The following is a 22,354-nucleotide window of genomic DNA, read 5'->3' on the forward strand; positions in this document are numbered from 1 at the left end:
GCTCTCGTCTCGTAGTGGTGCTCACCGTTTCCAGTGCCGGTGAGCACCGGTGAAACGGTACAACAGCCAGTATCAGTACTTCGCCTCGGCGCCTGTGACCTCGTAGATCTCGTCCATCAGGCGGTCGCGTTCGTCCTGCCAGACCGACAGCGTCTCCGGGCGGGTCGGGTACCGCTGGTAGTGCCGCATCAGCTCGTCCGCGAGGCCCTTCGTCCGGTAGAAGTTCAGGATCTGGCCCCAGTACCCGAAGGAGTCTTTCACCGTCTTCGCCAGGAGCGTCGGCCCGAACGAGGTCGTCCCGGAGTACAGCGCCTCCGCGAGCTTCTCGCCGGGAAGCGACGCCAGCAGGCCCATCAGGTCGTCGACGTCGACGGCCGTCGAGAGGATGTTGTAGACGTCGAGGCCGGCGTAGCGCGCGCCGAAGTGGTCCATCACCCGCTCGTTGTAGCGCCACAGCGACGCCTCGCTCACGTCGCCCTCGGAGATGGCCTGCACCGCCTGCTCGGCCGCGTAGGTGCCGGCGTAGGCCGCACCGGCGATCCCGCCCCCGGTCGTGGGGTTGACGTGGCCCGCGGCGTCGCCCGCGGCGAGGAAGCCGTCCGCGACGGCGGAGTCGTATGGGCGGCGGGTCGGTAGCGCCGCCCCGAGTTTGTCCGTCACTTCGGCACCCCGGAACTCGGGGCGGTTCCGGAGGTCGCGCTTCAGGTCCTCGACGAGCTTCATCGGCTCCTCGTTCATCTGGAAGCCCAGCCCGGCGTTGATCGTCGTCTCCGTCCGCGGGAAGTACCAGAGGTAGCCCGCCGCGCGCTCGGTGGGCTTGAACACCAGCGCGTCGTCCCACTCGACGGGCTCGGGGACCTCGACGATCTCCCGGTAGGCGGAACAGAACTGCGAGTAAGAGACGTTCGTGTCGAAGGTCGACTCCGAGAGGTCGGCCTTGTCCTGGAGGAGCGACAGCGACCCGGCGCCGTCGAGGACGACGTCGGCCTCGTACTCGACGACGTCGCCCTTCCGCGTGCCGCGGACGCCCGTCACGGCGCCGTCGTCGTCCTGGGTGACGTCCTGGACGACGGTGTCGTAGTGGAAGTCCGCGCCGGCGTCGGACGCGCCCTCGATGATCAGCCGACCGTACTCCCAGCGGTCGATGACCGCCAGTTCGCCGGGGACCGGGATGTCGAGGACGGTGTCCTCCTGGGGGATCTCGAAGCGGCCGTGGTCGACGCCCGTGTTCGTGAACGCGCCCTCGATCCGGGACTTCGGGATCGCCTCGGGGAAGGCGTCAGCGCCCTTGAGCGCGTCGCCGCAGGCGATGTGGCCCGCCTCTTCCTCGGACTTCCGCTCGACGACGGCGACGTCGAGGCCCTCGCTGGCGACGGTGGCGGCGGCGTAACAGCCCGCCGTCCCGGCGCCGACGACGACGACGTCGTACTCGTGGGAGGTACTCATCGTTCCGTCTCTCGCGTGCGAGCGGAAAACTCTTTTTCCCTCGGAAGGCCGCGGTCCGACGGATCCAGCGGCCACGGTTCCTACTGGTCGCGGTCGGTCGCGGCCTCGCCGAGCAGGTGCTCGACCGTCGATGCGAGCCCCTCGGCGGTCTCGCCGACGACCCGGACCATCGGCTCCTTGCCGACGGCGCCCTCGTCGGCGACGGCGCGCGGCGATTCGTCCGCGCGGTCGAAGACGCGGTCGGCGGCCCAGTTCATCGTGGCGGCGTCCTCCGGCTCTGCGGTCCGGTCGAACCACGCGACGGGGGCGTCCAGCGTCTCAAGCCCGCGGCGCGTCCCCGGGGTGAGCCGGCAGTTCGTCGCGAACCGGAGGTCCGGATCGTGTTCGCGGGCAGCGAGCAGGAAGCGCGCGAGGTGGCTCGACGCGCCGAACCGGACTCCCGAATTCGGCTCGACGCCGTCCAGGGTGCGGGTGATCCGGCCCTCCACGGCCGCGACCTCGTCGACGGCCTCGGCGTACGGCGCCGCGCCGACGACGTTCATCCCGACCTCGGCCAGGAGCGGACTCACGTCGATCTCGACGAACCGCTCGACGAGGTCACGGACGGCGTCCAGCGTCGCCCGCTCTCCGGCCGCGTTGCGCGCGTCGACCAGCGGGTGGACGGCGCCCGGCCCCTCGCCGACGTCGTGCGGGTAGCGGGCGGCCCGGGCGGCGAAGTCGACCGCCTCCGCGACCGCCGCTTCGAGGTCGAGGCCGCGGCTCAGATTCGCCGCGATCGCCGCCGACAGCGTACAGCCCGAGCCGTGGGTCGCGTCGGTGTCGACTCGCGGATGCGCGAACTCCCGAGCCCCGTCGGCGGTCACGAGCACGTCGCGGACGGCCGTGCCGTCGCCGTGGCCGTCGGTGACGAGCGCGGCGTCGGCCCCCATCTCGACGATTCGTTCGCCGGCCTGGCGGGACGTCAGATCCGCGTCGTCCTTATCTCCATCCCCGACGAGGACGGCCGCCTCGTCGCGGTTCGGCGTGACGAGCATCGCCTCGGCGACGAGGTCCGCGTAGGCGCGCTCGCCGGCGGGCTCCAGGAGGCGGTCGCCGGACGTCGCGACCATCACCGGATCGACGACGAGCGGGAACGGAGCGTCGGCGACGCACTCTCTGACGGTGCGGACGATCTCGGCGGTCCCGAGCATTCCGGTCTTCGCGGCGGCGACCTCGAAGTCCGCGGCGAGGGCCTCATACTGGGCGCGGACGTCGGCAGGATCGAGGACCGTCGAGCGCTCGACGCCCCGGGTGTGCTGTGCCGTGACGCTCGTCACGACGCTCGTCGGGAACGCGTCGTGGGCCGCCATCGTCCGGACGTCCGCCTGGACGCCGGCGCCGCCGCCGGAGTCGCTGCCGGCGATCGTGAGCGCGACGGGGAGCGAGACCGGCGCGGGGGTGCGCGCTCTCGCTCCGGTGCTTCCGCCGGTCCCGGCCATCAGGCGGACACCTCCCACGTCTCCCGCGTGTAGGCCATCTCCCAGAAGCGGTGTTCGAGCCGCGCGCTCGTCAGGAACGCCTCCCGCATCGCCTCGCGCTCGCCGGGGTTTGTCTCCGCGCAGCGGTCGACCAGTTCCCGCATCCACGACACCGACTCGCGGAAGGCGTCGCTCGTGTACTTCTCGATGAACGGCGTGTAGCGGTGCTCCTCGTCGGCGAGGTCCGCTATGTGCTCGGCGACGTCCAGGTACCCCTGGCCACAGGGGTAGATGGCGGCTGCGACCTCCGGGAACGATCCCTCGTGGGCGGTCCGCAGCAGGAAGTTCGTGTAGGCGACGCAGGTCGGCGCCTTCTCGGTCGACTCCAGATCGGCGGGCGCGAGCCCGTAGTCCTCGGCGAACTCGCGGTGGAGGTCCATCTCGTAGTCGACGACCGTGTGGGCGACGTCGAGGAGCCGCCGCATCCGGTCTTCGTCCGCCGCCTTCGTCCCCGCGACGGCGAACACGCGGGCGTAATCGAGCAGGTAGCGGTAGTCCTGGGTGACCCAGTGCCGGAAGGCGGCCTCGTCGAGCGTCCCCGCGGCGAGTTCGCGGACGAAGGGATGGTCCTTCTGGGCGGCCCAGATCGCCGCGCCGTCGTCGAGCAGCCGGTCGCTGAAGGCCGCGCCGTCGTCGGCTCCGGCCATCGTCAGTCGTCGGCGGAGGCGGGCGCGTCGCCCGGGAGGTCGACGACCGGCGCGTTCGAGCCGAGCTCGTCGAGGGCGACCTGCGCGGCGCGCTTGCCCGACAGCAGCATCGCCCCGAACGTCGGCCCCATCCGGGTGAGGCCGTGGGTCGTCGCCGTCGACAGGCCCGCAGTAATGAGCCCGTCGTGGACCTTCCCGGTCTTTTCGACGACCTTATCCTCGCTGTCCTGGGCCCACATCGAGTCGTGGCCCGGGGAGTCGTGGCCGGGCGCGCCGTACTCGCCTTCTTCGGTCGTGTCCATTCCCGTCGCGTGCGTCTCGGCGTGTTCGATCCCCGGCGCGTCGATGGCGCCGCGCTCCTGCAGTTTGGAGACGACGACGGCCTCGTGGCCCGTCGCGTCCACGACGAGATCGGACTCAACGGCGATCGGGTCGACGCAGGTGAGCTCGCGGGGGAGCGCGTGGACGGGCGACCAGTTCATCACGATGCCCGCGACGCGGTGGCCGTCCCGGACGACGACGTCTGTGAACTCCGTCATGTTCTGGATCTTCGCGCCGGCGTCGCAGGCGGCCTTGATCAGCGCGGAGCACGCGTGGGGGCCGTCCGCGAGGTGGAGGCCCGCGGTGTCGGACTCCTCGTGGGGAACGCCGAGTTCGTCGAGCACCTCGTCTGCGGGCTCGCGGACGGTGAGCTTGTTCATCAGGAAGCCGCCGAGCCAGAAGCCGCCGCCGAGGTAGTTGTTCTTCTCGACGACCATCACGTCGACCCCGCGCTCGGCCAGTTCCTTCGCGGTGACCAGTCCCGAGGGGCCGCCGCCGACGACGATGACCTCCGTGTCGGTGAAGTCGAGGAACTCCTCGCTCCAAGACTCCGCGATGGCGTTCGTGACCTGTGCGTCCGTCGCGTCGCTGAATCCGCTGAACGACATATCACCTAGTGATATCACTTAGTAATTAGTCGTTGCGGTCGACGGTCAGTAAGCCAACGGGGTCGAAGAACGGGATCCAAGAGGAAACCGAACGGCGGTGCGGCCGCTCTACGGGACAGAATACGGAGAAACGGGAGTCGACAGGAGTCCGAGCGCGCCGAGGCCTACTCCTCGCCGGACTCGTAGTACTCGCCGGCGGCCTCGGGGATGCGCGTCCGGCCGACGAGCGCGAGGACGACGATGACGACCACGAACGGCGTGATCCGGATGAGCTGCCGCGGGACGCCGATGCCTCGGAGCTGGAGGACGGTCTGCATCGCGTCCAGTCCGGCGAAGAGCAGCGTCGAGAAGAACGCGCCCACGGGGTTGTAGTTGCCGAAGAGGTACGCGACGATGGCGATGAACCCCTTGCCATTGACCATCGTCGGGCCGTTGCCGGTGAACTGCCCGAGGTCGAGCGAGAGCGCGGCGCCGCCCATCCCCGAGAGGACGCCCGAGAGCAACACGGCGGCGTAGCGGACGCGCGCGACGCTCACGCCCGCGGTGTCGAGCGCCTTCGGGTTCTCGCCGCTCGCGCGGACCCACCGGCCGAACGCCGTCCGCTCGAAGACGTACCACGAGAGCGCGACCGCCAGGAAGAGCAGGTAGACCGACGGCGACGCCGAGAAGAGCGCGCCGAAGAACGGGATCTGCGAGAGCACCGGAACCGAGACCGCGTTCGGCGTCGCCACCGTCGGCGTGTTCGGCCCGTTGTAGATCACCTGCGAGGCGAAGGGCGCCAGTCCCAGGGCGATGAGCCAGACCGCGAGTCCGGCGATGATCTGGTCCGCCCGGAACTCGATCGTCACGATGGCGAAAAGCCCCGCCAGGAGCGTGCTCGCGACCACGCCGCCCGCGAAGCCGATCCAGACGCCGCCCGTGACGTCTGTGACGTAGATCGCGGAGAACGCCGAGATGATGAGCAGGCCTTCGAGGCCGATGTTGATCACGCCCGATTTCTCGGCGAAAATCCCGCCGAGCGCGGCGAAGGCGATCGGGACGGACAGCCGCAGCGCCGACGCGAGCGTGTTGCGGTCGGTGATGACGTCCGCGAGCGTGCCGGCCAGCGAGTCGGGGAAGAGCCGGCCGGCGACGAGCAGCACGACGAGTCCGACGACCGTCGCCCCGGCGATGAGCGCTCGCGTCGAGTACCGCTCGACGAGGCTCTCGTCGGCGTCGACCGGGCCGTCCGAGACCCCCGCCTCACTCATCGGCGTCACCTCCCTCGGACTCGCTCCGACCGCCGTCGGTCGCCACGGCCCTCGGTTCCCGGCCGCCGACGAACCGCCCGCCGAGGAGCCGGAAGAACTCCGGCATCGCCACGAAGAGGATGATCAGCCCGCGGAGGACGCCCACGAGCTGCGGCGGCACGTCGGTCGCGAACTGGACGACCGTCGTCCCGCTCTTGAGGATCCCGAACAGCAGGGCCGCGATCCCGACGCCGATCGGGTTGTTGCCGGCGAGGATCGAGACGGTGATGCCGTCGAACCCGTAGGCGGGGAGGCCGGTCTGGAACGTCCCGAGCACCATCATCACGTACATCGCGCCCGCGACGCCGCCGAGCGCGCCCGACAGCGTCAGGCTCGTGACGATCGTGCGCGCGGAGTCGACGCCGCCGTACTCCGCGGCCCGCGGCTGGATCCCGCTGGTCCGGACGTCGTACCCGAACGCCGTGTGTTCGAGGACGTAGTAGAGCGCGCCGATGGCGACGAGGCCGAACGCGAGCGCGACGAGCGAGAAGTCCTGGCGGGCGCCGAACGCGATCGACGGGAAGCGCGCGTACTCCGGCAGCGGGACGGTCTGGTTCGCGGCGCTGTTGGGGTCTTTGAACGCTCCGCTGACGAGATACAGCGTCACGCCGGTCGCGATGAAGTTGAGCATGATCGTCGTGATGACCTCGTTGGCGTCGGCGTAGGCCTTCAGCAGGCCGGGGATCGCCCCGTAGAGCCCGCCGAAGACCGCGCCGACGAGGACGCCGAAGGGGAGCAGAAGCACCGTGCCTACGACGCCTGAGACCAGCGAAGACGCCCAGAGGACGCCGATCCCGGTCGCCAAGGCGCCGACGACCATCTGGCCCTGCGTCCCGATGTTGAAGATCCCGGCGCGGAAGGCCAGCGCGACCGACAGGCCCGTAAAGAGCAGCAGCGTCGTCTCCCGGAGCGTGACGGCGAACTGCCCGTTCGGCGACCAGTTCCCGCGGAACGGCTCGCCGAGCGCGCCGAGGAACAGCCGGTCGAAGACGGTCACCGGGTCGTAGCAGAAGCCGGTCCCGAAGTAGTACACGGCGTCGGTCGGCGCGCACGTCGTCATCCGTCCGGCGACGAGGACCAGGAGCGCTCCCAACACGATCGAGATGACGAGCGCCGCCGTGCTGATCAGGAGCCGCTCGGTCGCCGACGCGGACACGAGCCGTTCGAGCGCGTCGCGGGCGCGGTCGGCGGCGCTCACGCGCGCTCACCGCCTTCGTCCGCTCTGTCGGTCCCGCCGTCGGCCGCCGCGTCGGCCTCCGCCGCGCGGTCGCGCTCGTCCGGCCGCTCGCCGGCCATCAGCAGGCCGAGTTCCTCCTCTGTCGTCTCGGCGGGATCGACGACGTCGATGAACTCGCCCTCGTAGACGACCGCCAGGCGGTCCGAGAGCCCCTGGACCTCCTCCAGTTTCGAGGAGACGAGCAGGACGGCGACGCCCTGGCGCCGGAGCTCCAGCAGGCGCTCGTGGATGAACTCGATCGAGCCGACGTCGACGCCGCGGGTCGGATGCGAGGCGACGACCAGTTCGGGGTCGCGCTCGAACTCCCGGCCGACGATGAACTTCTGTTGGTTGCCGCCCGAGAGCGACTCCGAGGTGGCGTCGGGGTCCGGCGGGCGGACGTCGTACTCGTCGATGATCGCCTCGGCGTGCTCGCGGGTCGCCGGCCAGTCGATCCGCCCGTTCGGGCCGAACTCCTCGCTGTGTTGGCTCCCCAAGAGCGCGTTCTCGACGAGGTCGAAGTCCATCACGAGGCCGCGCTCCTGGCGATCCTCGGGGATGTAGGCCATCCCGGACGCGATCCGCTCGCGCCGGGACGCCGTGGTGACGTCCTCGTCGCGGAAGCGGATCGCCCCCGACTCGGGCTCGCGGAGCCCCGTCAGCGCCTCGACGAGCTCGGACTGGCCGTTGCCGTCGACGCCCGCGATACCGAACACCTCGCCCGCCCGGACGTCGAAGGAGACGCCGTCGACGGCGCGCACGCCGCGGTCGTCCTCGACGACGACGTCCTCGACGGCCGCGACGACGTCGCCCGTCTCCGCGGGCTCGCGGTCGACGTCGAGCAGGACCTCCCGGCCGACCATCAGCTCGGCGAGGTCCTCGCGGGTGGTCGCGTCGGCGTCGACGGTGCCGACGTTGCGGCCGTCCCGGAGGACGGTGATCTCGTCGGCCGCGCGCATCGCCTCGCCGAGCTTGTGCGTGATGAAGATGATCGTCTTGCCCTGGGCGGTGAGCTCTTCGAGGACGCCGAACAGCTCTTCGACCTCCTGGGGCGTCAGCACGGCCGTCGGCTCGTCCAGGATGAGGGTGTCGGCGCCGCGGTATAGCGCTTTGAGGATCTCGACGCGCTGTTGCTCGCCGACGGAGATCTCCTCGACGCGGGCGTCGGGGTCGACGTCGAAGCCGTAGCGCTCCGAGAGGCCGACGACCGCCTCGCGGGCGGCCGCGCGGTCGACCGCGAGGCCGCCCCACTTCCGCGGCTCGTTGCCGAGGGTGATGTTTTCGGTCACGGTCATCGGGTCAACGAGCATGAAGTGCTGGTGAATCATCCCGATCCCGGCGTCGATGGCGTCCCGCGGCGAGTCGAACGAGCGGGGCTCGCCGTCGAGGTGGACCTGCCCGGACGTCGGTTCGTAGAGGCCGTAGAGAACGTTCATCAGCGTCGTCTTTCCGGCGCCGTTCTCGCCCAGAAGCGCGTGGACGGTGCCGCGCTGGACTTCGAGATCGACGTCGTCGTTCGCCACGACCCCGGGGAACCGCTTGGTGATCCCCTCGAGGTGGACGGCTGTGGCCATAGATCTGTTACTCCCTGGTTCGAGGACGAACGAATAGGTTTGGATCTGGTCGCTGCCTCGCTACTGCGGCGAGGTCGGGACCGAGATGGTGCCGGCGATGATGTCTTCGCGGGCGCTCGCGATCCGGTCTTTGACGCCCTGCGGGATCTCCGAGCCGAGCTGTTTGCCGTAGATCAGCGCGACGCCGTCCTTCTCGAGGCCGAGGGAGACCGCCGTCCCGCCGGCGAAGTTGTCGTTGACGACCGCCTCAATCGAGTTGTAGACCGCGGTGTCGACCCGCTTGACCATACTCGCGAGGATGACGTTCGCGTAGGAGGGCTTCGTGATCGACTGGTCGCGGTCGACGCCGATCGCGAACTTGCCCTTCTCCTGGGCCGCCTGGAAGACGCCGGTCCCGGTGTTGCCCGACGCGTGGTAGACGATGTCGGCGCCGCTGTTGTACATCGCCAGTGCGGCCTCCTTGCCCGCGGCTGGGTCGTTGAAGCTCCCGGTGTAGTTCACGAGAACGTCGACGTCCTCGTCGCCGGCCTTCACGCCCGCCTCGTAGCCCGCCTGGAACTTCTTGATCAGGTCCGACTCGACCCCGCCGACGAAGCCGACGTTCGTCGAGTCGCCGGTGGTCGACCCGGCTCCCGCAGAGAAGTCCCGAGTGGTGAGCAGGCTCGCCAGCAGCCCCGCGAGGTACGAGCCCTCGTGCTCCTTGAACGTGTAGCTCGCGACGTTGGGCTCGTCGACCACCGAATCGACGATCATAAAGTTCTGGTCTGGATACGCCGGGGCCGTCTGACGGAGCGAGTCGGCCTGCAGGAAGCCGATGCAGCAGACCAGTTCGTAGTCGGGGTTCGTCGACTCCGCGAACTGCTGCTGGAAGGCGCCGAACTGCGACACCTGGTCGGGCTGGGCCTGACTGAACGAGATGCCCAGTTTCTCTTCGGCCTTCAGGACGCCCTGCCGGGCCTGGTCGTTGAACGACCCGTCGCCGAGGCCGCCGGTCGCATAGACCATCCCGATGTTGGCCGTCGGCCCGCTCGCGGTGGTCTCGGCCGCGGTCGTCTCCTCGCCGCCGCCGTCGCCGCCCGCGTCGGTCGGCGCCTCGGTCTCCGTCTCAGTCGATCCGCCGGTCGGGCCCCCGCTACAGCCGGCCAGTCCCGCGATTCCCGCCACGCCCGTCGCCTTCACGAAAGTGCGTCTATCCATTGCTATGGACACCTACCCAGTAAGGGACGCGATATGTTCATAAATTCGTCGCTTCCGGCCCCGCACACCCACTCCCGGGTGTGAAAACTGGACGGGTATTGGAAACCCGACCGCGGGGCGGCGGCTCGGGGCAACGCTACCGACGGCTCAGTCTGCGTCCTCGACCGCAGACTCGACGGCGGCCGTCACCTCGTCGACGAGGGCGTCGACGTCGTCGGACTCCGCGTAGACGCGGACGTACGGCTCCGTCCCGGAGGGGCGGACGAGCGTCCACGACGCGTCCGCGAACTCCAGTCGGACGCCGTACTCGGTGTCGACGTCGGCGTCGGGGAAGGCCTCCGGAAGCGACGACTCCAGGCGGGCCATCGCCTCGGCCTTCCGCTCGTCCGGACACGGGACGCTCACTTTCCGGTAGGGGCGCTCTGTGACCGGCGCGCGGAGGCCGTCGAGCCCCGACTCGGCGACGAGCCGCGTCAGGACGGCCGCCGAGGCGACGCCGTCGATCCAGCCGCCGTGTTCGGGGTGGATGTGCTTCCAGGGCTCGGCCGCGAAGACCACGTCCCCGCCGCCGGCGCGTGCGGCCGCGATGCCCTCGTGGAGCGCGCCGAGTCGGACCCGCTCGACGCGACCGCTGGCCGCGCGGACCCGCTCGTCGATCCGCCCCGAGGCGTTCGGCGTCGTCACGACCACGGGGTCGTCGGCGTCGGCCGCCTCGGTGAAGCGCTCGGCCAAGATCGCCACGACGGTGTCCTCGTGGACCACCTCGCCCTCGCCGTCGACGATCACGATCCGGTCGGCGTCGCCGTCGTGGCCGATCCCGAAGTCGAAGTCGCCGTCGCGGACGAACGCCCGGAGGTCCGCGAGGGACTCGGGGGTCGGCTTCGACTCCCGTCCGGGGAAGTGGCCGTCGACCTGGCCGTTCAGGGTGACGACGCGCGCGCCGAGCCCCCGGAGGACGCCCGGCGTCCCGAGCGCGCCCATCCCGTTGCCGCAGTCGACCGCGACGTCGAGGCCGTCGGCGTCGGCGCCGTACTCGCGGGCGTAGGCGACGACCGCCTCGCGGTAGTCCGGGAGCACCGTCTCCTCGGCGGAGTCGCCCCAGGCGTCCCACGGGGCGGGCCGCTGCTCGCCCGCGACGCGCGTCTCGATCGCCTGTTCGAGGTCTCTGTCGTACTCCTCGCCGTCGACGAACACCTTGATGCCGTTGTCCGTCGGGGGGTTGTGCGACGCCGTGAGCATCACGCCGCGGCGGCCCCGCGAGGCGTACGCGAGCGCCGGCGTCGGGACCACGCCCGCCCGACGGACGTCGACGCCGGCGGATTCGAGCCCCGCCTCGACCGCGGCCGCCAGGGCCGGGCCCGTCGTTCGCCCGTCCCGCCCCACGACGACGCTCGGCGTGCCGTTCGCCGCTCCCCCGTCCGGTTCGGTCCCGGTGACGTCGGTGCCGACGGCGCGACCCACCGCGAGCGCGAGTTCGGGCGTCACCCGCTCTTCGGCCGATCCGCGGATCCCAGCCGTCCCGAAAAGGTCCATACCCACAGTGGGTCCGCCGATCCCCTATAACTTCACGCTTGCCCGCCGGCCGTCGGCGATGTTGTCTGATAATGTGAATGCCATACATACAAATATCCAGACAGGTCGAGAATCCGTGACGTCTTTACGTCCGGAAAATCCGCGTACGCTGGTTCCTACTTAGTAGGAGCCACCCGCGATTATATATTAACTGGTGGGTATCATCCGAACGGAGGGCGAGACGTATGTCATCAAGCACGCGAAAACTGGACGCGGAGATTCTGGGTCGGACGACCAACTTCGAGTACTCCGAGCACTGGATCGGGTACGCCATCCTGATCCTGCGGGTCGTGATGGGCTGGACCCTGTTTCAGGGCGGCATCACGAAGCTCGTCACGTATCTCGACGCGAACCCCGAGAACAACTGGACGGCCGCGGGCTACCTCGCGAACGCGATCCCGCAGGCGAATCCCGCTCGGGAGCTGTTCATCTCGATGGCCGGGAGCCCGCTCATCGACATCCTCAACATGTGGGGGCTGACCCTGACCGGCTTGGGTCTCATCCTGGGCGCGCTCGTGCGCTGGAACGCGTTCTGGGGCGCCTTGATGATGCTGTTCTACTGGCTGTCGAGCCTCCAGGGCGGCCTGCTCGCGGGCCTGCCGCTGGCGCACGGCTGGGTCGTCGACGACCACATCGTCTACGCGGCCCTGCTGTTCGGCCTCGGCGCCATCGGCGCCGGCCGGATCGTCGGCGTCGACGAGTACCTCGAAGAGACCTCGATCGTGCAGAGCAACCCCTGGCTCAGGTACCTCCTCGGCTGACTCCCGGCTCCGGATTTTTCGCGGTGGCGACGCGGTCTCGGAGTCGGACGGTTCGACCGCGGATCTCCCGGACCGCCATCTTTTCCGTTCGGCGTCCGTACGCCGATCCGATGACCGACGACGCCAGCGACGCAGCCGACGCCGTCAGAGCGCACGTCTTCGTGAGCGGGACCGTCCAGGGCGTCTACTACCGCGCGTCGACGCGCGATGCGGCCCGCGAGCGCGACGTCGACGGCTGGGTGCGGAACCTCGACGACGGCCGCGTCGAGGCGGTGTTCGAGGGCTCCGAATCCGCCGTCGAGGAGATGGTCGAGTGGTGCCACACCGGGAGCCCGGCCGCCTCGGTCGAAGACGTCGCGGTCGAGTACGAGACGCCCGAGGGCGAGTCGGGCTTCCGCGTGCAGTGGTGAGCGCGAGTACGAGCACGGGCCCGAGCCCAAGCCCCGAGGGCGTGAGCGTGAGCGGAAGCGAGCCCCGCCTCGCCCGCTCACTCCTCGCCGAACGACCCGTTGAGGAAGGAGTCGATGCTGTTCTCGATGACCCGTGCGAGGATCTCGGCCATCGCCGTGTCGGCCGACCAAATCGCCGTCTCGTCGGCGCCCTCGCCGGGCGGCGTCGCCGAGAGCAACACCACGCGGTCGTCGACGATGAGGACCCGGCCCGGATGATCCATCGGCGGGTCGATCGCCTCGGCGACCTCGACGCCCTCGACGTCCGCGAAGATCGCTCTGACGTCCGCGTCCTCGCTGAGGACGCGAGCCGACGCCCCGGCGGCGATCCGCGACTGGAGGGTCGCCGGGAGGTCCGGCGGCACGAACGCCGGCGAGGGGGCCGCAAACAGGATCGAATCCGTCGCCTGGCGGGCGAGCTCCTCCACGCGGTTGTGGACCGGCTCGCGGCCGTGGATCGTCCAGACGTCGTCGCGGGTCTCCCGATCGGTCCGGGCCTCGCGCTGGGCTTCGAGGAACGAGAACGCGCGGTCGGCCTCGCGTTTCATCCGCTCTGCGAGCTGCCGCCGCGCGGTGTCCAGACCCACCGGCCGGTAGCGCTTCGGCGTCGACTGCTGGAGTTCGACCAGTCCGAGGTCGAGCAGCTCCTCGGCCGCGCCGTAGACCTGCGAGCGCGGCACGTCGGTCTCCTCGTGGATCTGCTTTGCCGTCGCGACGCCGAGGCGCTGGAGCGCGACGAACACGCGCGCCCCGTAGTTCGAGAGCCCGAGGCGTTCGAGCGCCTCCACGGCCTCGTGCTCGGAGACGTCGGTGTCGACCTCCGGGCTCATACTGATCCCCCGTCGACGTTCGTTCCGTCGAGCGGTTCGTCCGCGGCGGCCTCGGCCCCGGCGTCGCGGGGCCCCATCGCGGTGGTGGGATCGCCGTTGACGACGCGGTCCCAGGCCACGAGCGCCGACGGCAGGACGAGAAGCGACGCCAGGAAGGAGTAGACGATCGAGATCGCCGTCAGGATGCCGAACTGGCCGAGCACCGAGAGGACGGCCAAGACGAGCACGCCGATCCCGAACGCCGTCGTCGCCATGCTGCCGAGGAGCGCGCCGCCGGTCCCGATGACGGTGCGTTCGAGCGCCTCGACCAGCGGCCGCTCGCGGCGCTCGTCGATGAAGCGGTGGACGACGTGGACGGAGTAGTCGATCCCCAGCCCGATCGTCAAAGAGAGGATCGTCGCGGTGAAGGCGTTGAACGAGATGCCGAGCACCCGCATCGTCCCCGCGACGGCCGAGACCGCGACGACGATCGGCACGAGGTTGGCGATCCCGAGCGACGGCAGGCCCTCCAGGACCCAGTAGACGAGCACGAGGAACAGCACGGTCGCGCCCAGCGCGATCGAGAGGCTCGTGATCGCGGACTCGAAGATCAGGTCCGAGACCTGCTGGAAGACCACGGTGTTGCCCGTCGCGGTCGCCTCCGCGCGGAACCGGTCTGCGACCTCGCGGGCGGCCGCGGTCGCCTCGTCGTCGGAGGCGTCGGCACTCGTCGAATAGACGATCCGGACGCTCCGGTGGTCGTCCGCGAGGTACTCCGAGGCCCGGTCGCCGACGGGCGACCGCTCGAGCTCGCGGTAGATCGTCGCGAGGTTGTCGTCCGGCACGCCGTTGTCGTTGCGGTCGTTCCGCTCGACCAACTCGGCGAACTCGGGGTTCCGGTCCGCGTAGTCCTGGATGATGGTCACGATGCTCGTCGACTCCGCGCGGCGGTCGCCCGCGCTGACGAGGGCCTCGGGCGGGTTCTTGCCAGCGCGGTAGATCCGTTCGAGGGCGGCGTCGTTCTCCATCCGCCCCTCGACGTAGACGGTCACTGATCCCCCTTGAGTCCGCGTGAATTTGTCTTCGAGGAAGTTCAGCGTCGCGACGACGCCGTAGTCGCTCGGGGCGAACGGCTCCGGCAGCGACTTCAGGAACGGCGAGACCTCCTCGGGCGGGAGGAAGTCCTCCTGTGAGAACGAGGTGTCCACGCCGGTCGCGTAGCCGGCGGCGCCCGCGCTGAACAGGAGGGCGAGGACGATGACGGCGACGGGCACCTTCCGCGCGAGGAACACGCCCACCGAGAGGACGCGACCGAGGCTCGACCCCTCGCGACCGAGCGGGCTCCGACTGAACGTGGGGATGGGCCAGCCGTCGCGGCGGCGGTCGAGCCACACCTTCGCCGCGGGGAGGAAGATGCCGAAGATCAGGAAGGTGAACGTGATCCCGACGCCCGCGACGATCCCGAAGTCGCGGATCGGCGGCAGGCTCGACGAGAGGTTCGACAGGAAGCCGATGACGGTGGTGCCCGTGACGATGAAGAACGCGACGAGCAGCTGGTCGGTCGTGACGGTCATCGCCGACTCCACGTCGAGGCCGGTCGCGCGGTCCTCGCGGTAGCGGTTGATCGCGTGGATGCCGAAGTCGATCCCGACCGCTAAGAGCAGGGGCGGGACCGAGATCATGATCTGATTGAACGGGATCCCCGCTAAGCCGAGGAACCCGAACGTCCAGACCACCGCCATCAGGAGCGAGACCACCCCCAAGATGAGGTCCAGGAGGTCGCGGTAGGCGACGATGAGGAAGCCGACGATGAGGAGCACGGCCGCGGGCGTGACGATCAGCAGCGAGTCGGTGATGACCGTCCCGAACTCGTCGGCGATGATGCCGCTGCCGAAGACCGTGATGTCCGCCGAGAGCTCCGCGTCGATGATCCGCTGGGCCTGGTTCTGGATCGGCGTCATCGGGCTGTCGCCGGACTGGCCGGTCCCGCCGCCGACGTCCTGCGGCAGGTCGTGGGTCACGACGCCGATCGTCGCCGAGGCCGACGCGGCCTTCCGGTTGAAGTCGTTGCTCAGCGTGCCCGTGAACCGCGGATTGTCCGCGTTCTCGCGGACGGCCCGCCGGATCTCGGTCGGGGTCGCCCGCTCCAGGGCGACGATCTGGGCTTCGAGCGTCGTCGCCTCGGGATCGATCGTCTGGGCGATGACCGTCGCCGCGGACGAGGTGTCCGAGACGTACATATCGGTGCGGTCTTCGAGCGCCTCTTGGGCCCGCAACATCGCGAGCATCGACGGCTTCGAGAGGACGTTCGGGCTCCGCTGGACGAGCTGTGTGCTCCCGGGGTCGTCACCGAACACCGGCAGGAACTCGTTTTCGATCCGATCGAGCGCGTCCGCCGCGGGGACGTCCTCGGCGAACTGCTGGGTTCCCGCCTCCGTGGAGACGTTCCCCAGGCCGACGCCGAAGACCAGCGTGACGAGGACGAACGCCAGCATCACTTTCTTCGGACGGTTGACGATGTTGTCGTCCGCCCAGTCGACGAAGCGCTGGTAGTCGACTGCCATCGTCAGCCCTGTCGACGGTAGTAGAGGTACCCGCCGCCGACGACGAGCACGAGCGCGCCGCCGACGATCGGCAGCACGGGCGGGCCGCCGCCCCCGGAGCGCTCTGTCACCTCGACGGGCACCTGGTAGGTGTCGGAGATGATCGTGTCGCCGTCGGGCTGGTCGTACTGGAAGTCCATCTTCACCGGGTACGTCTTCGCCGTGGCGCCGCTGCCGGCGCTGAGCTGGAAGCGGATCGTCTGCGACTCGCCGGGTTCCAGCCGTTCGATGAACGCCTCGTCGTTCGTCGACGACAGCGGCGAGTCCATATAGATCTTCGCGGAAACGTCAGTCAGAGGCCGATCACGGGTGTTCGTCACTCGCAGCTCCAGCGTCCCGCTCGATCCCCCCGCGAACGTCGCGTTGATCGGCGTCACCTCGAACTCGGGGGTCGCCCCACTCACCTCGACGAGTCTGGGGATCGTCTCGGCCTGGCGAGTCGCACCGTCGCGATCCTGGTAGGTCACGCCGAACTCCAGCTGTCGCGGTCCGGCAGAGGCGCTACTGGTAATCTCGATGTCGAACGAGAACGGCGCCGACTGTCCCGGATCGAGCGTGCCGACCGCAACGGACGTCTCGATGGGGGTGACCGTCGGGCCAGGATCGGTGAGGGTGACGACCGCGCTGTCGGCCGCCATCGGTCCGGTGTTGGTGACCGTCCCCGACACCGTCCCCTCCTCGCCCACGCGGAGCGAGCTCTGGAGGTCGGAGACGTCGAACGTCATCTCCGGGAGGGCGCGGAGCGGAACCGTCAGCGAGGGCGTCGAGCCGGTCGTCCCGTCGGGTTTCTCGAAGTCGATCTGCGCCGACAGCGAGTAGTTGCCGACGCTCGCGCTGTCCCGCAGGGACGTCTCGAACTCGAAGGTGCGGTTCTCACCGCGCTCCCAGGTGTCGACGAACCGGGTGCTCGACGACCCCGAGCCGAGCGAGACGTCCGGGGCCGACGAGGAGAGCGTCAGCGTCGAGTCGTACGCGGTCGAGGTCCCGACGTTCCTGACCGTCACTTCGAGCGTGCCCGTGCCGCCCACGGTTGCCGTCGAGTTGGTGTCGACGACGTCGAACTGCGGGCCGGACTCGACGCGCACGGGGAGGTAGATCGTCGTCTTCCGCTCGACGTCGTTGCCGGCGCCGTTTTCGTACTCGTAGGAGAGTCGGAGGGGGATCCGGTAGGTCCCGCTCTTGACGTTCGCGGGGACGTCGAGCCTCAGCGAGAGGTCGGCGGGCTCGCCGTCGGGGAGCGACTGGACGTACAGCTCGCGCGTCTCGACTTCGATCGGACCGACGCGGCCCGCCGGCCGGACGTGGACGTTGTACGCGTCGCGCGTCTCGTCCTCCGCGCCGGTGCCGTCGTTCAGGAGCTTGAACGAGACCTCGTTGACGCCCCCCGGCTGGAGCGTGGGGTTCGACGTTACCGTCTGGATGTTGGGATTCGAGGTCAACGCGACCGCGGGTACCGCGCTCGCGAGGAGCGATGCGACCATCAGAGCGGCGAGTAGCTTCCGTTTCATTGGTATCGCCACGCCGCGCCGCGGCGGGTCGGCGGCGGTCCGCCCTCGCGACGGACGTGGTCGTTACCGCAGTCATAGAGGCCCTAGTATAAAAGGTATTGTAAATTTCTACAAACACCGTGTGCGTTCCCGCCCGGCCGGCGGATACGTCCACGGTCGCCGCGACGACGCGACGTCCGACACTGTCAATTATCCGTCAGAAAAGCAAAAAAGTGTCCCCAAACCCCGGTTACACCGCTGTCACCCGATATCATCGACGTCCGCAAACTGATATAACAGTTCGTATCGATACCAACTAACGAGATGATACCTGATATCTCAACGACGGTGCTACAGCTCGACGCCGGATCGAACGGAGTCGCGCTCCTCCTGGGACGCCTGCTCTTCGGTCTGGTGCTGGCCTTCATGGGCCTGAACCACTTCCAGAGCGCCGACCAGTTGGCCGGCTACGCCGAGGCGAAGGGGATTCCCGCGGGCCGCGCGTCGGTCCTCTTCAGCGGCGGGATGCTGCTCGCCGGCGGCCTCGGGATCGCGATCGGCGCGTTCCCCGCCCTGTCCGCGGGCGCGATCGCGCTGTTCCTCGTCGTCTCGACGCCGACGATCCACGACTTCTGGGCCGTCCCCGAGGAGCAACAGCAGTCCGAGATGACGAACTTCCTGAAGAACGTCGCGCTCCTCGGCGGCGCGCTCGTCTTCCTGGCCCTGTCCGGGACCGCGTGGCCGTACGCGCTCAACGTCGGCATCTGAGACGATAGTCGGCGAAGCCGACGCACCCGGCCCCCGTGTGGTGGCGCGCCATCGGGACGTTTAACCTCGCGTCTCTCCCGCGTTGAGGTATGAAAGCCACCGCCAGGGCGCACCCGATCCAGGGCGTGATCAAGTACCACGGAATGCGGGACGACGAGCTCCGCCTCCCGTATCACGACAGCATCAGCGTCTGCACCGCGCCGAGCGCGACGACGACGACCGTCGAGTTCCGGCCGGACGCGGCCGACGACGTCTACCGGATCGACGGCGACCGCGTCGACGGCCGCGGCGCAGAGCGCATCGACGGCGTCGTCGACCGCGTCCGCGACCTCGCGGGGTTCGACCACCCCGTCCGGCTCGAATCCGAGAACTCATTCCCCTCGAACATCGGGTTCGGCTCCTCGGCCTCGGGCTTTGCGGCGGCGGCGATGGCGCTCGCAGAGGCCGCCGGACTCGACCTGACGCGCCCGGACGTCTCGACGATCGCCCGCCGCGGCTCGGCCTCGGCGGCCCGCGCGGTCACCGGCGCCTTCTCCCATCTCCACTCGGGGATGAACGACGAGGACTGCCGCTCCGAGCGGATCGAAACCGACCTGGAGGACGACCTCCGGATCGTCGCCGCGCACGTGCCCGCCTACAAGGAGACCGAGGAGGCCCACCGCGAGGCCGCCGAAAGCCATATGTTCCAGGCCCGGATGGCGCACATCCACCACCAGATCGACGCGGCGCGGGACGCCCTCTACGACGCCGACTTCGACCGCGTCTTCGAGCTGGCCGAGCACGACTCGCTGTCGCTGGCGGCGACGACGATGACCGGCCCAGCCGGGTGGGTCTACTGGCAGCCCGACACCGTCGCCGTGTTCAACGCCGTGCGCGAACTCCGGACCGACGAGGACGTGCCCGTCTACTTCTCGACCGACACGGGCGCGAGCGTCTACGTCAACACGACCGCCGAGTACGTCGACCGCGTCGAGGAGGCGGTCGCGGACGTCGGCGTCGAGACCGACGTCTGGGAGGTCGGCGGCCCCGCGGAGATTCTCCCGTCGTCGGAAGCGCTGTTCTGATAGTGATTACTCTCACTGTGTACCGCCGAACGCCATCCTCGGTGACGGCGTTGGGCGGGAAGAGACGAGAGTAATCACTATGAGAGAGGGCCGACTCCGGCCCGCCGCGGCCGTACGACATTTGCGCGTTCGCCCCGTGGCTTCCGTATGCGAGTGACTGTCCTCGGTGCCGGCTACGCCGGCGTGACGCTGGCTCACCGGCTGGAATCGGCGCTGCCGCCGGACGTAGACCTCATCGTGGTCGACGAATCGGAGACCCACCTCGTCAAGCACGAGGTCCACCGGGTCATCCGTCGGCCGAGCGTCGCCGACGCGATCCAGGTCTCTTTGACGGAACTGTTCGACCGCGCTGACGTCCGGACGGCCCGCGTGGACGGCATCGACCGCGAGCGACGGACCGTCCGATTCGCCGACGGCGACGCCCTCTCGTACGATTTCGCCGCGGTCTGCCTCGGCTCGGACACCGCCGACTACGGCATCCCGGGCGTGGCCGACCACGGGCTTCCGCTCACCTCGGTCGCGGACGCGACGGCCATCCGCGAAACGTTCTTCGATGCCGCCGCCGAGACGGACCCCGGCGAGTCGATCGACGTCGTGGTCGGCGGCGCGGGGCTCTCGGGGATCCAGACGGCGGGCGAACTGACCGCCCTCGCCCGCGAGGAGGACGTCGCGACCGACGTCACCGTCCTCGAACAGCAGTCCACGGTCGCGCCGAACTTCCCCGCGAACTTCCGGGCCGCGGTCCGCGACGAACTCGAATCCCGCGGCGTGGCGGTCGAGACCGACACGACGGTCGAAGCTGCGACCGCGGAGGCCGTCGAGACCGACCGCGGGCGATTCGCCGCCGACGTCTTCGTCTGGGCGGGCGGGATCCGCGGCACCGACGCGATGGAACGGGACCGCCCGGTCGTCCGGGGCGACCTCCGACTCGACGAGCGGACCTTCGCGGTCGGCGACGCCGCCAGGGCCATCGACGCCGACGGCGAGCCGGTGCCTGCCTCCGCCTCCGCCGCGATCCGCGAGGCGCGGACCGTCGCGGACAACCTCGCGCGGTTGGTCACCCACGAGCGGTCCGGCGAGGGCGGGTTCGAGCCGCGGTTGGATCCCTACCGCTTCGAGGTGCCCGGCTGGATCGTCACGGTCGGCGACGGTACGGTCGCCCAGATCGGTCCGGAAGTGGTGACCGGCGCCCCCGCGAAGGCGATGAAGACTGCCGTCGGCGCGGGTCACCTGAGTTCGGTCGGTGCCGTCCGAAACGCGGTGGAGCTGGCCGAGGCCGAACTCAAAAGATAAGATAACTTTTAATCTGCTAAATGGTAAAACAAAATTTATGAGCTGAATTCTGTATATGGTCTACTGAACTTCTCTATCGAACTAATGCTGAAGTACACTCTGAATACTAAATTTAGTAAAGAATATATTTATACCGATATGATCGGGTAGAGATGGGGATCGATTTCTCCCAACACAGAGCGATTCGAGCGGGTCGCGACCGCTCGATTGGATAACACTGGTACATATGTTATTGGGAGCGCGCCCAACCGCCGGACGGCGATGGCGAATCCACACACAACGATTATGTTGGTTCGGTCGTCAGTGAGCCTATGGCCGACGACTGGCAGAGCGACGATCCGAACCTCGAACTGGGCCTCGAACGGGTGATGGAACTGGACGTGGAGGTCGAATCCCCGATCGAGATCGGCGACACCGGCGACGGACAGCGGCGCATCATCCCGATCCTCGGCGGCACCGTGACGGGGAAGGTCGAGGGCAAGGTCCTCGATGCGGGCGCGGACTACCAGATCTACCGCGACCGACGCCCCAGCGAACTGGTCGCGAAGTACGCCATCGAGACGATCGACGGCGACCGCATCTACGTGGAAAACCGCGGAATGCGATTCGCCGATCCGGAGGTCAGCGAGCGGATCCGCGAGGGAAAACCGGTCGATCCCGAGGACGTCTACTTCTGTTCGGTCCCGGAGTTCGAGGTCGCCACGCCGGAGCTCGAATGGCTCGAAAACAGGATCTTCGTCGCGACCGGAACGCGTCAGCCGAAGGGCGTCCGACTGGCGATCTACCAGGTCGGATAGCCCGTCCCGGCCGCGACGTCCGACCGATCCGTCCGGCGCCGCCGGAGCGCTCCGCGCCTCGGAAGAACCGCGTCCGTTTCCTTCCGAACGATAGGTATAATGCCCCGAACGATCCTTCATATTCTATGGACGCCAGCCCCCCGGAACCGAACACGCCCGTGAAGACAGCACAGACGACGTTCCGGATCGTCGAGGCGCTGAAGTCCCTGGACGGCGCGACGGTGACAGAGCTGTCCGACCACCTCGACATTCCGAAGAGCAGCGCGCACAACTACCTCCGCACGCTCGAACACGCGGGGTACGTCGTCCAGCGCGATCAACGGTACGAGGTCGGTCTCCGCTTCTTCGACCTCGGCGGGTACGCGCGCTCCCGCGAGCGGCTGTACTCGATCGCCATCCCGGAGATGGAGCGCCTCGCGGACGCGACGGGCGAGTACGCCAATCTCCTGGTCGAAGAACACGGCCTCGGCGTGTTCCTCGCGCGCGAGCGCGGCGACGACGCCGTCAGTCTCGACTCCTACACGGGCCAGTCGGTCCGGCTCCACACGACGGCGCTCGGCAAGACCGTCCTCGCGTACCTCCCCGAGGAGCGCGTCGAGGAGATCGTCGACCGCCACGGCCTCCCGGCGAAGACCGAACACACCATCACAGATCGCGAGGAGCTCTTCGAGGCGCTCTCGGAGATCCGACAGCGCGAGTACGCCTACGACCGCCAGGAGCGGATCAAGGGCCTGAACTGCGTCGCCGTGCCGATCCTCTGCGACGGCGAGATCGCGGGGTCGCTTTCGGTCTCCGGCCCGGTCAGCCGGATGGGCGAAGACCGCATCGAGTCCGAGATCCTGCCGGAACTCCGCCGGGCGGCGAACATCATCGAACTCAATCAGACGCACTCGTAGCCGGGGTCCCGATCGGCGTCTCGCGGCGAACCTCAGGATC

At 69.0% G+C, this 22,354-nt stretch carries 19 protein-coding genes; 7 read left to right on the forward strand and 12 right to left on the reverse strand.

The annotated features are described in order from the left end of the window. Nucleotides 1-72: 72 nt before the first annotated feature. From ACQUQ0_RS12120 to ACQUQ0_RS12160, 9 genes are all read right to left on the reverse strand, one after another. Nucleotides 73-1,446 (reverse strand): geranylgeranyl reductase family protein, encoded by a 1,374-nt coding sequence (locus tag ACQUQ0_RS12120; RefSeq protein WP_435185340.1) that lies wholly within the window; start codon nt 1,444-1,446, stop codon nt 73-75. Between the two features lie 80 nt (nt 1,447-1,526). Continuing rightward, entirely contained in the window at nt 1,527-2,924 is a 1,398-nt protein-coding gene (gene thiD, locus ACQUQ0_RS12125; RefSeq protein WP_435185342.1) for a bifunctional hydroxymethylpyrimidine kinase/phosphomethylpyrimidine kinase, read from the reverse strand. Then, nucleotides 2,924-3,610, reverse strand: a complete 687-nt coding sequence (gene tenA, locus ACQUQ0_RS12130; protein ID WP_435185343.1) for a thiaminase II — start codon at nt 3,608-3,610, stop codon at nt 2,924-2,926. Before tenA ends, thiD begins: the two co-directional genes overlap by 1 nt. 2 nt (nt 3,611-3,612) lie before the next feature. Then, a complete protein-coding gene (locus ACQUQ0_RS12135) occupies nt 3,613-4,539 on the reverse strand; it encodes a sulfide-dependent adenosine diphosphate thiazole synthase (protein WP_435185345.1) in 927 nt (308 codons plus the stop codon). A 164-nt stretch (nt 4,540-4,703) separates the two neighbouring features. Beyond that, entirely contained in the window at nt 4,704-5,789 is a 1,086-nt protein-coding gene (locus tag ACQUQ0_RS12140; RefSeq protein ID WP_435185347.1) for an ABC transporter permease, read from the reverse strand. Next, the gene (locus ACQUQ0_RS12145) at nt 5,782-7,026 is read right to left on the reverse strand and encodes an ABC transporter permease (RefSeq protein WP_435185348.1); all 1,245 of its coding nucleotides are present in this window, start codon (nt 7,024-7,026) and stop codon (nt 5,782-5,784) included. The genes ACQUQ0_RS12140 and ACQUQ0_RS12145 overlap by 8 nt, the downstream gene beginning before the upstream one ends. After that, nucleotides 7,023-8,618 (reverse strand): ABC transporter ATP-binding protein, encoded by a 1,596-nt coding sequence (locus ACQUQ0_RS12150; RefSeq protein ID WP_435185350.1) that lies wholly within the window; start codon nt 8,616-8,618, stop codon nt 7,023-7,025. Before ACQUQ0_RS12150 ends, ACQUQ0_RS12145 begins: the two co-directional genes overlap by 4 nt. A 60-nt stretch (nt 8,619-8,678) precedes the next feature. Continuing rightward, on the reverse strand, nt 8,679-9,815 hold the full coding sequence (locus ACQUQ0_RS12155) for a BMP family lipoprotein (protein WP_435185352.1): 1,137 nt from the start codon (nt 9,813-9,815) through the stop codon (nt 8,679-8,681). A gap of 147 nt (nt 9,816-9,962) precedes the next feature. Then, on the reverse strand, nt 9,963-11,348 hold the full coding sequence (locus tag ACQUQ0_RS12160) for a phosphopentomutase/phosphoglucosamine mutase (RefSeq protein ID WP_435185354.1): 1,386 nt from the start codon (nt 11,346-11,348) through the stop codon (nt 9,963-9,965). A gap of 224 nt (nt 11,349-11,572) precedes the next feature. On the opposite strand from ACQUQ0_RS12160, the gene ACQUQ0_RS12165 reads away from it, so the two are divergent. Both ACQUQ0_RS12165 and ACQUQ0_RS12170 read left to right on the forward strand, forming a co-directional pair. Next, the gene (locus ACQUQ0_RS12165; RefSeq protein ID WP_435185355.1) at nt 11,573-12,148 is read left to right on the forward strand and encodes a DoxX family membrane protein; all 576 of its coding nucleotides are present in this window, start codon (nt 11,573-11,575) and stop codon (nt 12,146-12,148) included. 110 nt (nt 12,149-12,258) lie between these two features. Next, nucleotides 12,259-12,558: an acylphosphatase gene (locus ACQUQ0_RS12170; RefSeq protein ID WP_435185357.1), complete on the forward strand. Its 300-nt coding sequence runs from the start codon at nt 12,259-12,261 to the stop codon at nt 12,556-12,558. Nucleotides 12,559-12,635: 77 nt separating this feature from the next. On the opposite strand, the gene ACQUQ0_RS12175 is transcribed toward ACQUQ0_RS12170, so the two are convergent. The 3 genes from ACQUQ0_RS12175 to ACQUQ0_RS12185 are packed head-to-tail and all read right to left on the reverse strand — an operon-like array spanning nt 12,636 to nt 17,490. Beyond that, entirely contained in the window at nt 12,636-13,427 is a 792-nt protein-coding gene (locus tag ACQUQ0_RS12175) for a TrmB family transcriptional regulator (RefSeq protein WP_435185359.1), read from the reverse strand. Continuing rightward, nucleotides 13,424-15,970 (reverse strand): efflux RND transporter permease subunit, encoded by a 2,547-nt coding sequence (locus ACQUQ0_RS12180; protein ID WP_435185361.1) that lies wholly within the window; start codon nt 15,968-15,970, stop codon nt 13,424-13,426. Before ACQUQ0_RS12180 ends, ACQUQ0_RS12175 begins: the two co-directional genes overlap by 4 nt. A gap of 2 nt (nt 15,971-15,972) precedes the next feature. Then, nucleotides 15,973-17,490, reverse strand: coding sequence for a COG1361 S-layer family protein (locus ACQUQ0_RS12185; protein WP_435185364.1), 1,518 nt, complete (start codon nt 17,488-17,490; stop codon nt 15,973-15,975). 330 nt (nt 17,491-17,820) lie between these two features. Between ACQUQ0_RS12185 and ACQUQ0_RS12190 the strand changes: the two genes are divergently transcribed. From ACQUQ0_RS12190 to ACQUQ0_RS12210, 5 genes are all read left to right on the forward strand, one after another. Beyond that, nucleotides 17,821-18,264 (forward strand): DoxX family membrane protein, encoded by a 444-nt coding sequence (locus tag ACQUQ0_RS12190; RefSeq protein WP_435185366.1) that lies wholly within the window; start codon nt 17,821-17,823, stop codon nt 18,262-18,264. Between the two features lie 89 nt (nt 18,265-18,353). After that, nucleotides 18,354-19,328 carry a phosphomevalonate decarboxylase MvaD gene (mvaD, locus tag ACQUQ0_RS12195; protein ID WP_435185368.1) on the forward strand — a complete coding sequence of 325 codons (975 nt, stop codon included), beginning with the start codon at nt 18,354-18,356 and terminating at the stop codon, nt 19,326-19,328. 147 nt (nt 19,329-19,475) lie between these two features. Continuing rightward, a complete protein-coding gene (locus tag ACQUQ0_RS12200) occupies nt 19,476-20,621 on the forward strand; it encodes an NAD(P)/FAD-dependent oxidoreductase (protein WP_435185369.1) in 1,146 nt (381 codons plus the stop codon). A gap of 311 nt (nt 20,622-20,932) precedes the next feature. Continuing rightward, nucleotides 20,933-21,418 (forward strand): DUF3237 domain-containing protein, encoded by a 486-nt coding sequence (locus ACQUQ0_RS12205; protein ID WP_435185371.1) that lies wholly within the window; start codon nt 20,933-20,935, stop codon nt 21,416-21,418. A 125-nt stretch (nt 21,419-21,543) separates the two neighbouring features. Beyond that, nucleotides 21,544-22,314 (forward strand): IclR family transcriptional regulator, encoded by a 771-nt coding sequence (locus ACQUQ0_RS12210; protein WP_435185373.1) that lies wholly within the window; start codon nt 21,544-21,546, stop codon nt 22,312-22,314. The last annotated feature ends 40 nt before the right edge of the window (nt 22,315-22,354 follow it).

The organism is Halobellus sp. EA9 (genome assembly GCF_051195055.1).
GTDB classification, from domain to species: domain Archaea; phylum Halobacteriota; class Halobacteria; order Halobacteriales; family Haloferacaceae; genus Haloquadratum; species Haloquadratum rubicundus.

What these genes read in the sequence shown, in the direction of transcription:
- ACQUQ0_RS12190 (WP_435185366.1), top strand. Translation starts at nt 17,821, where the DNA reads ATGATACCTGATATCTCAACGACGGTGCTACAGCTCGACGCCGGATCG.
- ACQUQ0_RS12170 (WP_435185357.1), top strand. Translation starts at nt 12,259, where the DNA reads ATGACCGACGACGCCAGCGACGCAGCCGACGCCGTCAGAGCGCACGTC.
- ACQUQ0_RS12210 (WP_435185373.1), top strand. Translation starts at nt 21,544, where the DNA reads ATGGACGCCAGCCCCCCGGAACCGAACACGCCCGTGAAGACAGCACAG.
- ACQUQ0_RS12140 (WP_435185347.1), bottom strand. Translation starts at nt 5,789, where the DNA reads ATGAGTGAGGCGGGGGTCTCGGACGGCCCGGTCGACGCCGACGAGAGC.
- ACQUQ0_RS12185 (WP_435185364.1), bottom strand. Translation starts at nt 17,490, where the DNA reads ATGGTCGCATCGCTCCTCGCGAGCGCGGTACCCGCGGTCGCGTTGACC.
- ACQUQ0_RS12200 (WP_435185369.1), top strand. Translation starts at nt 19,476, where the DNA reads ATGCGAGTGACTGTCCTCGGTGCCGGCTACGCCGGCGTGACGCTGGCT.
- mvaD (WP_435185368.1), top strand. Translation starts at nt 18,354, where the DNA reads ATGAAAGCCACCGCCAGGGCGCACCCGATCCAGGGCGTGATCAAGTAC.
- ACQUQ0_RS12180 (WP_435185361.1), bottom strand. Translation starts at nt 15,970, where the DNA reads ATGGCAGTCGACTACCAGCGCTTCGTCGACTGGGCGGACGACAACATC.
- ACQUQ0_RS12120 (WP_435185340.1), bottom strand. Translation starts at nt 1,446, where the DNA reads ATGAGTACCTCCCACGAGTACGACGTCGTCGTCGTCGGCGCCGGGACG.
- thiD (WP_435185342.1), bottom strand. Translation starts at nt 2,924, where the DNA reads ATGGCCGGGACCGGCGGAAGCACCGGAGCGAGAGCGCGCACCCCCGCG.
- ACQUQ0_RS12175 (WP_435185359.1), bottom strand. Translation starts at nt 13,427, where the DNA reads ATGAGCCCGGAGGTCGACACCGACGTCTCCGAGCACGAGGCCGTGGAG.
- ACQUQ0_RS12160 (WP_435185354.1), bottom strand. Translation starts at nt 11,348, where the DNA reads ATGGACCTTTTCGGGACGGCTGGGATCCGCGGATCGGCCGAAGAGCGG.
- ACQUQ0_RS12150 (WP_435185350.1), bottom strand. Translation starts at nt 8,618, where the DNA reads ATGGCCACAGCCGTCCACCTCGAGGGGATCACCAAGCGGTTCCCCGGG.
- ACQUQ0_RS12205 (WP_435185371.1), top strand. Translation starts at nt 20,933, where the DNA reads ATGGCCGACGACTGGCAGAGCGACGATCCGAACCTCGAACTGGGCCTC.
- ACQUQ0_RS12165 (WP_435185355.1), top strand. Translation starts at nt 11,573, where the DNA reads ATGTCATCAAGCACGCGAAAACTGGACGCGGAGATTCTGGGTCGGACG.
- ACQUQ0_RS12155 (WP_435185352.1), bottom strand. Translation starts at nt 9,815, where the DNA reads ATGGATAGACGCACTTTCGTGAAGGCGACGGGCGTGGCGGGAATCGCG.
- ACQUQ0_RS12135 (WP_435185345.1), bottom strand. Translation starts at nt 4,539, where the DNA reads ATGTCGTTCAGCGGATTCAGCGACGCGACGGACGCACAGGTCACGAAC.
- tenA (WP_435185343.1), bottom strand. Translation starts at nt 3,610, where the DNA reads ATGGCCGGAGCCGACGACGGCGCGGCCTTCAGCGACCGGCTGCTCGAC.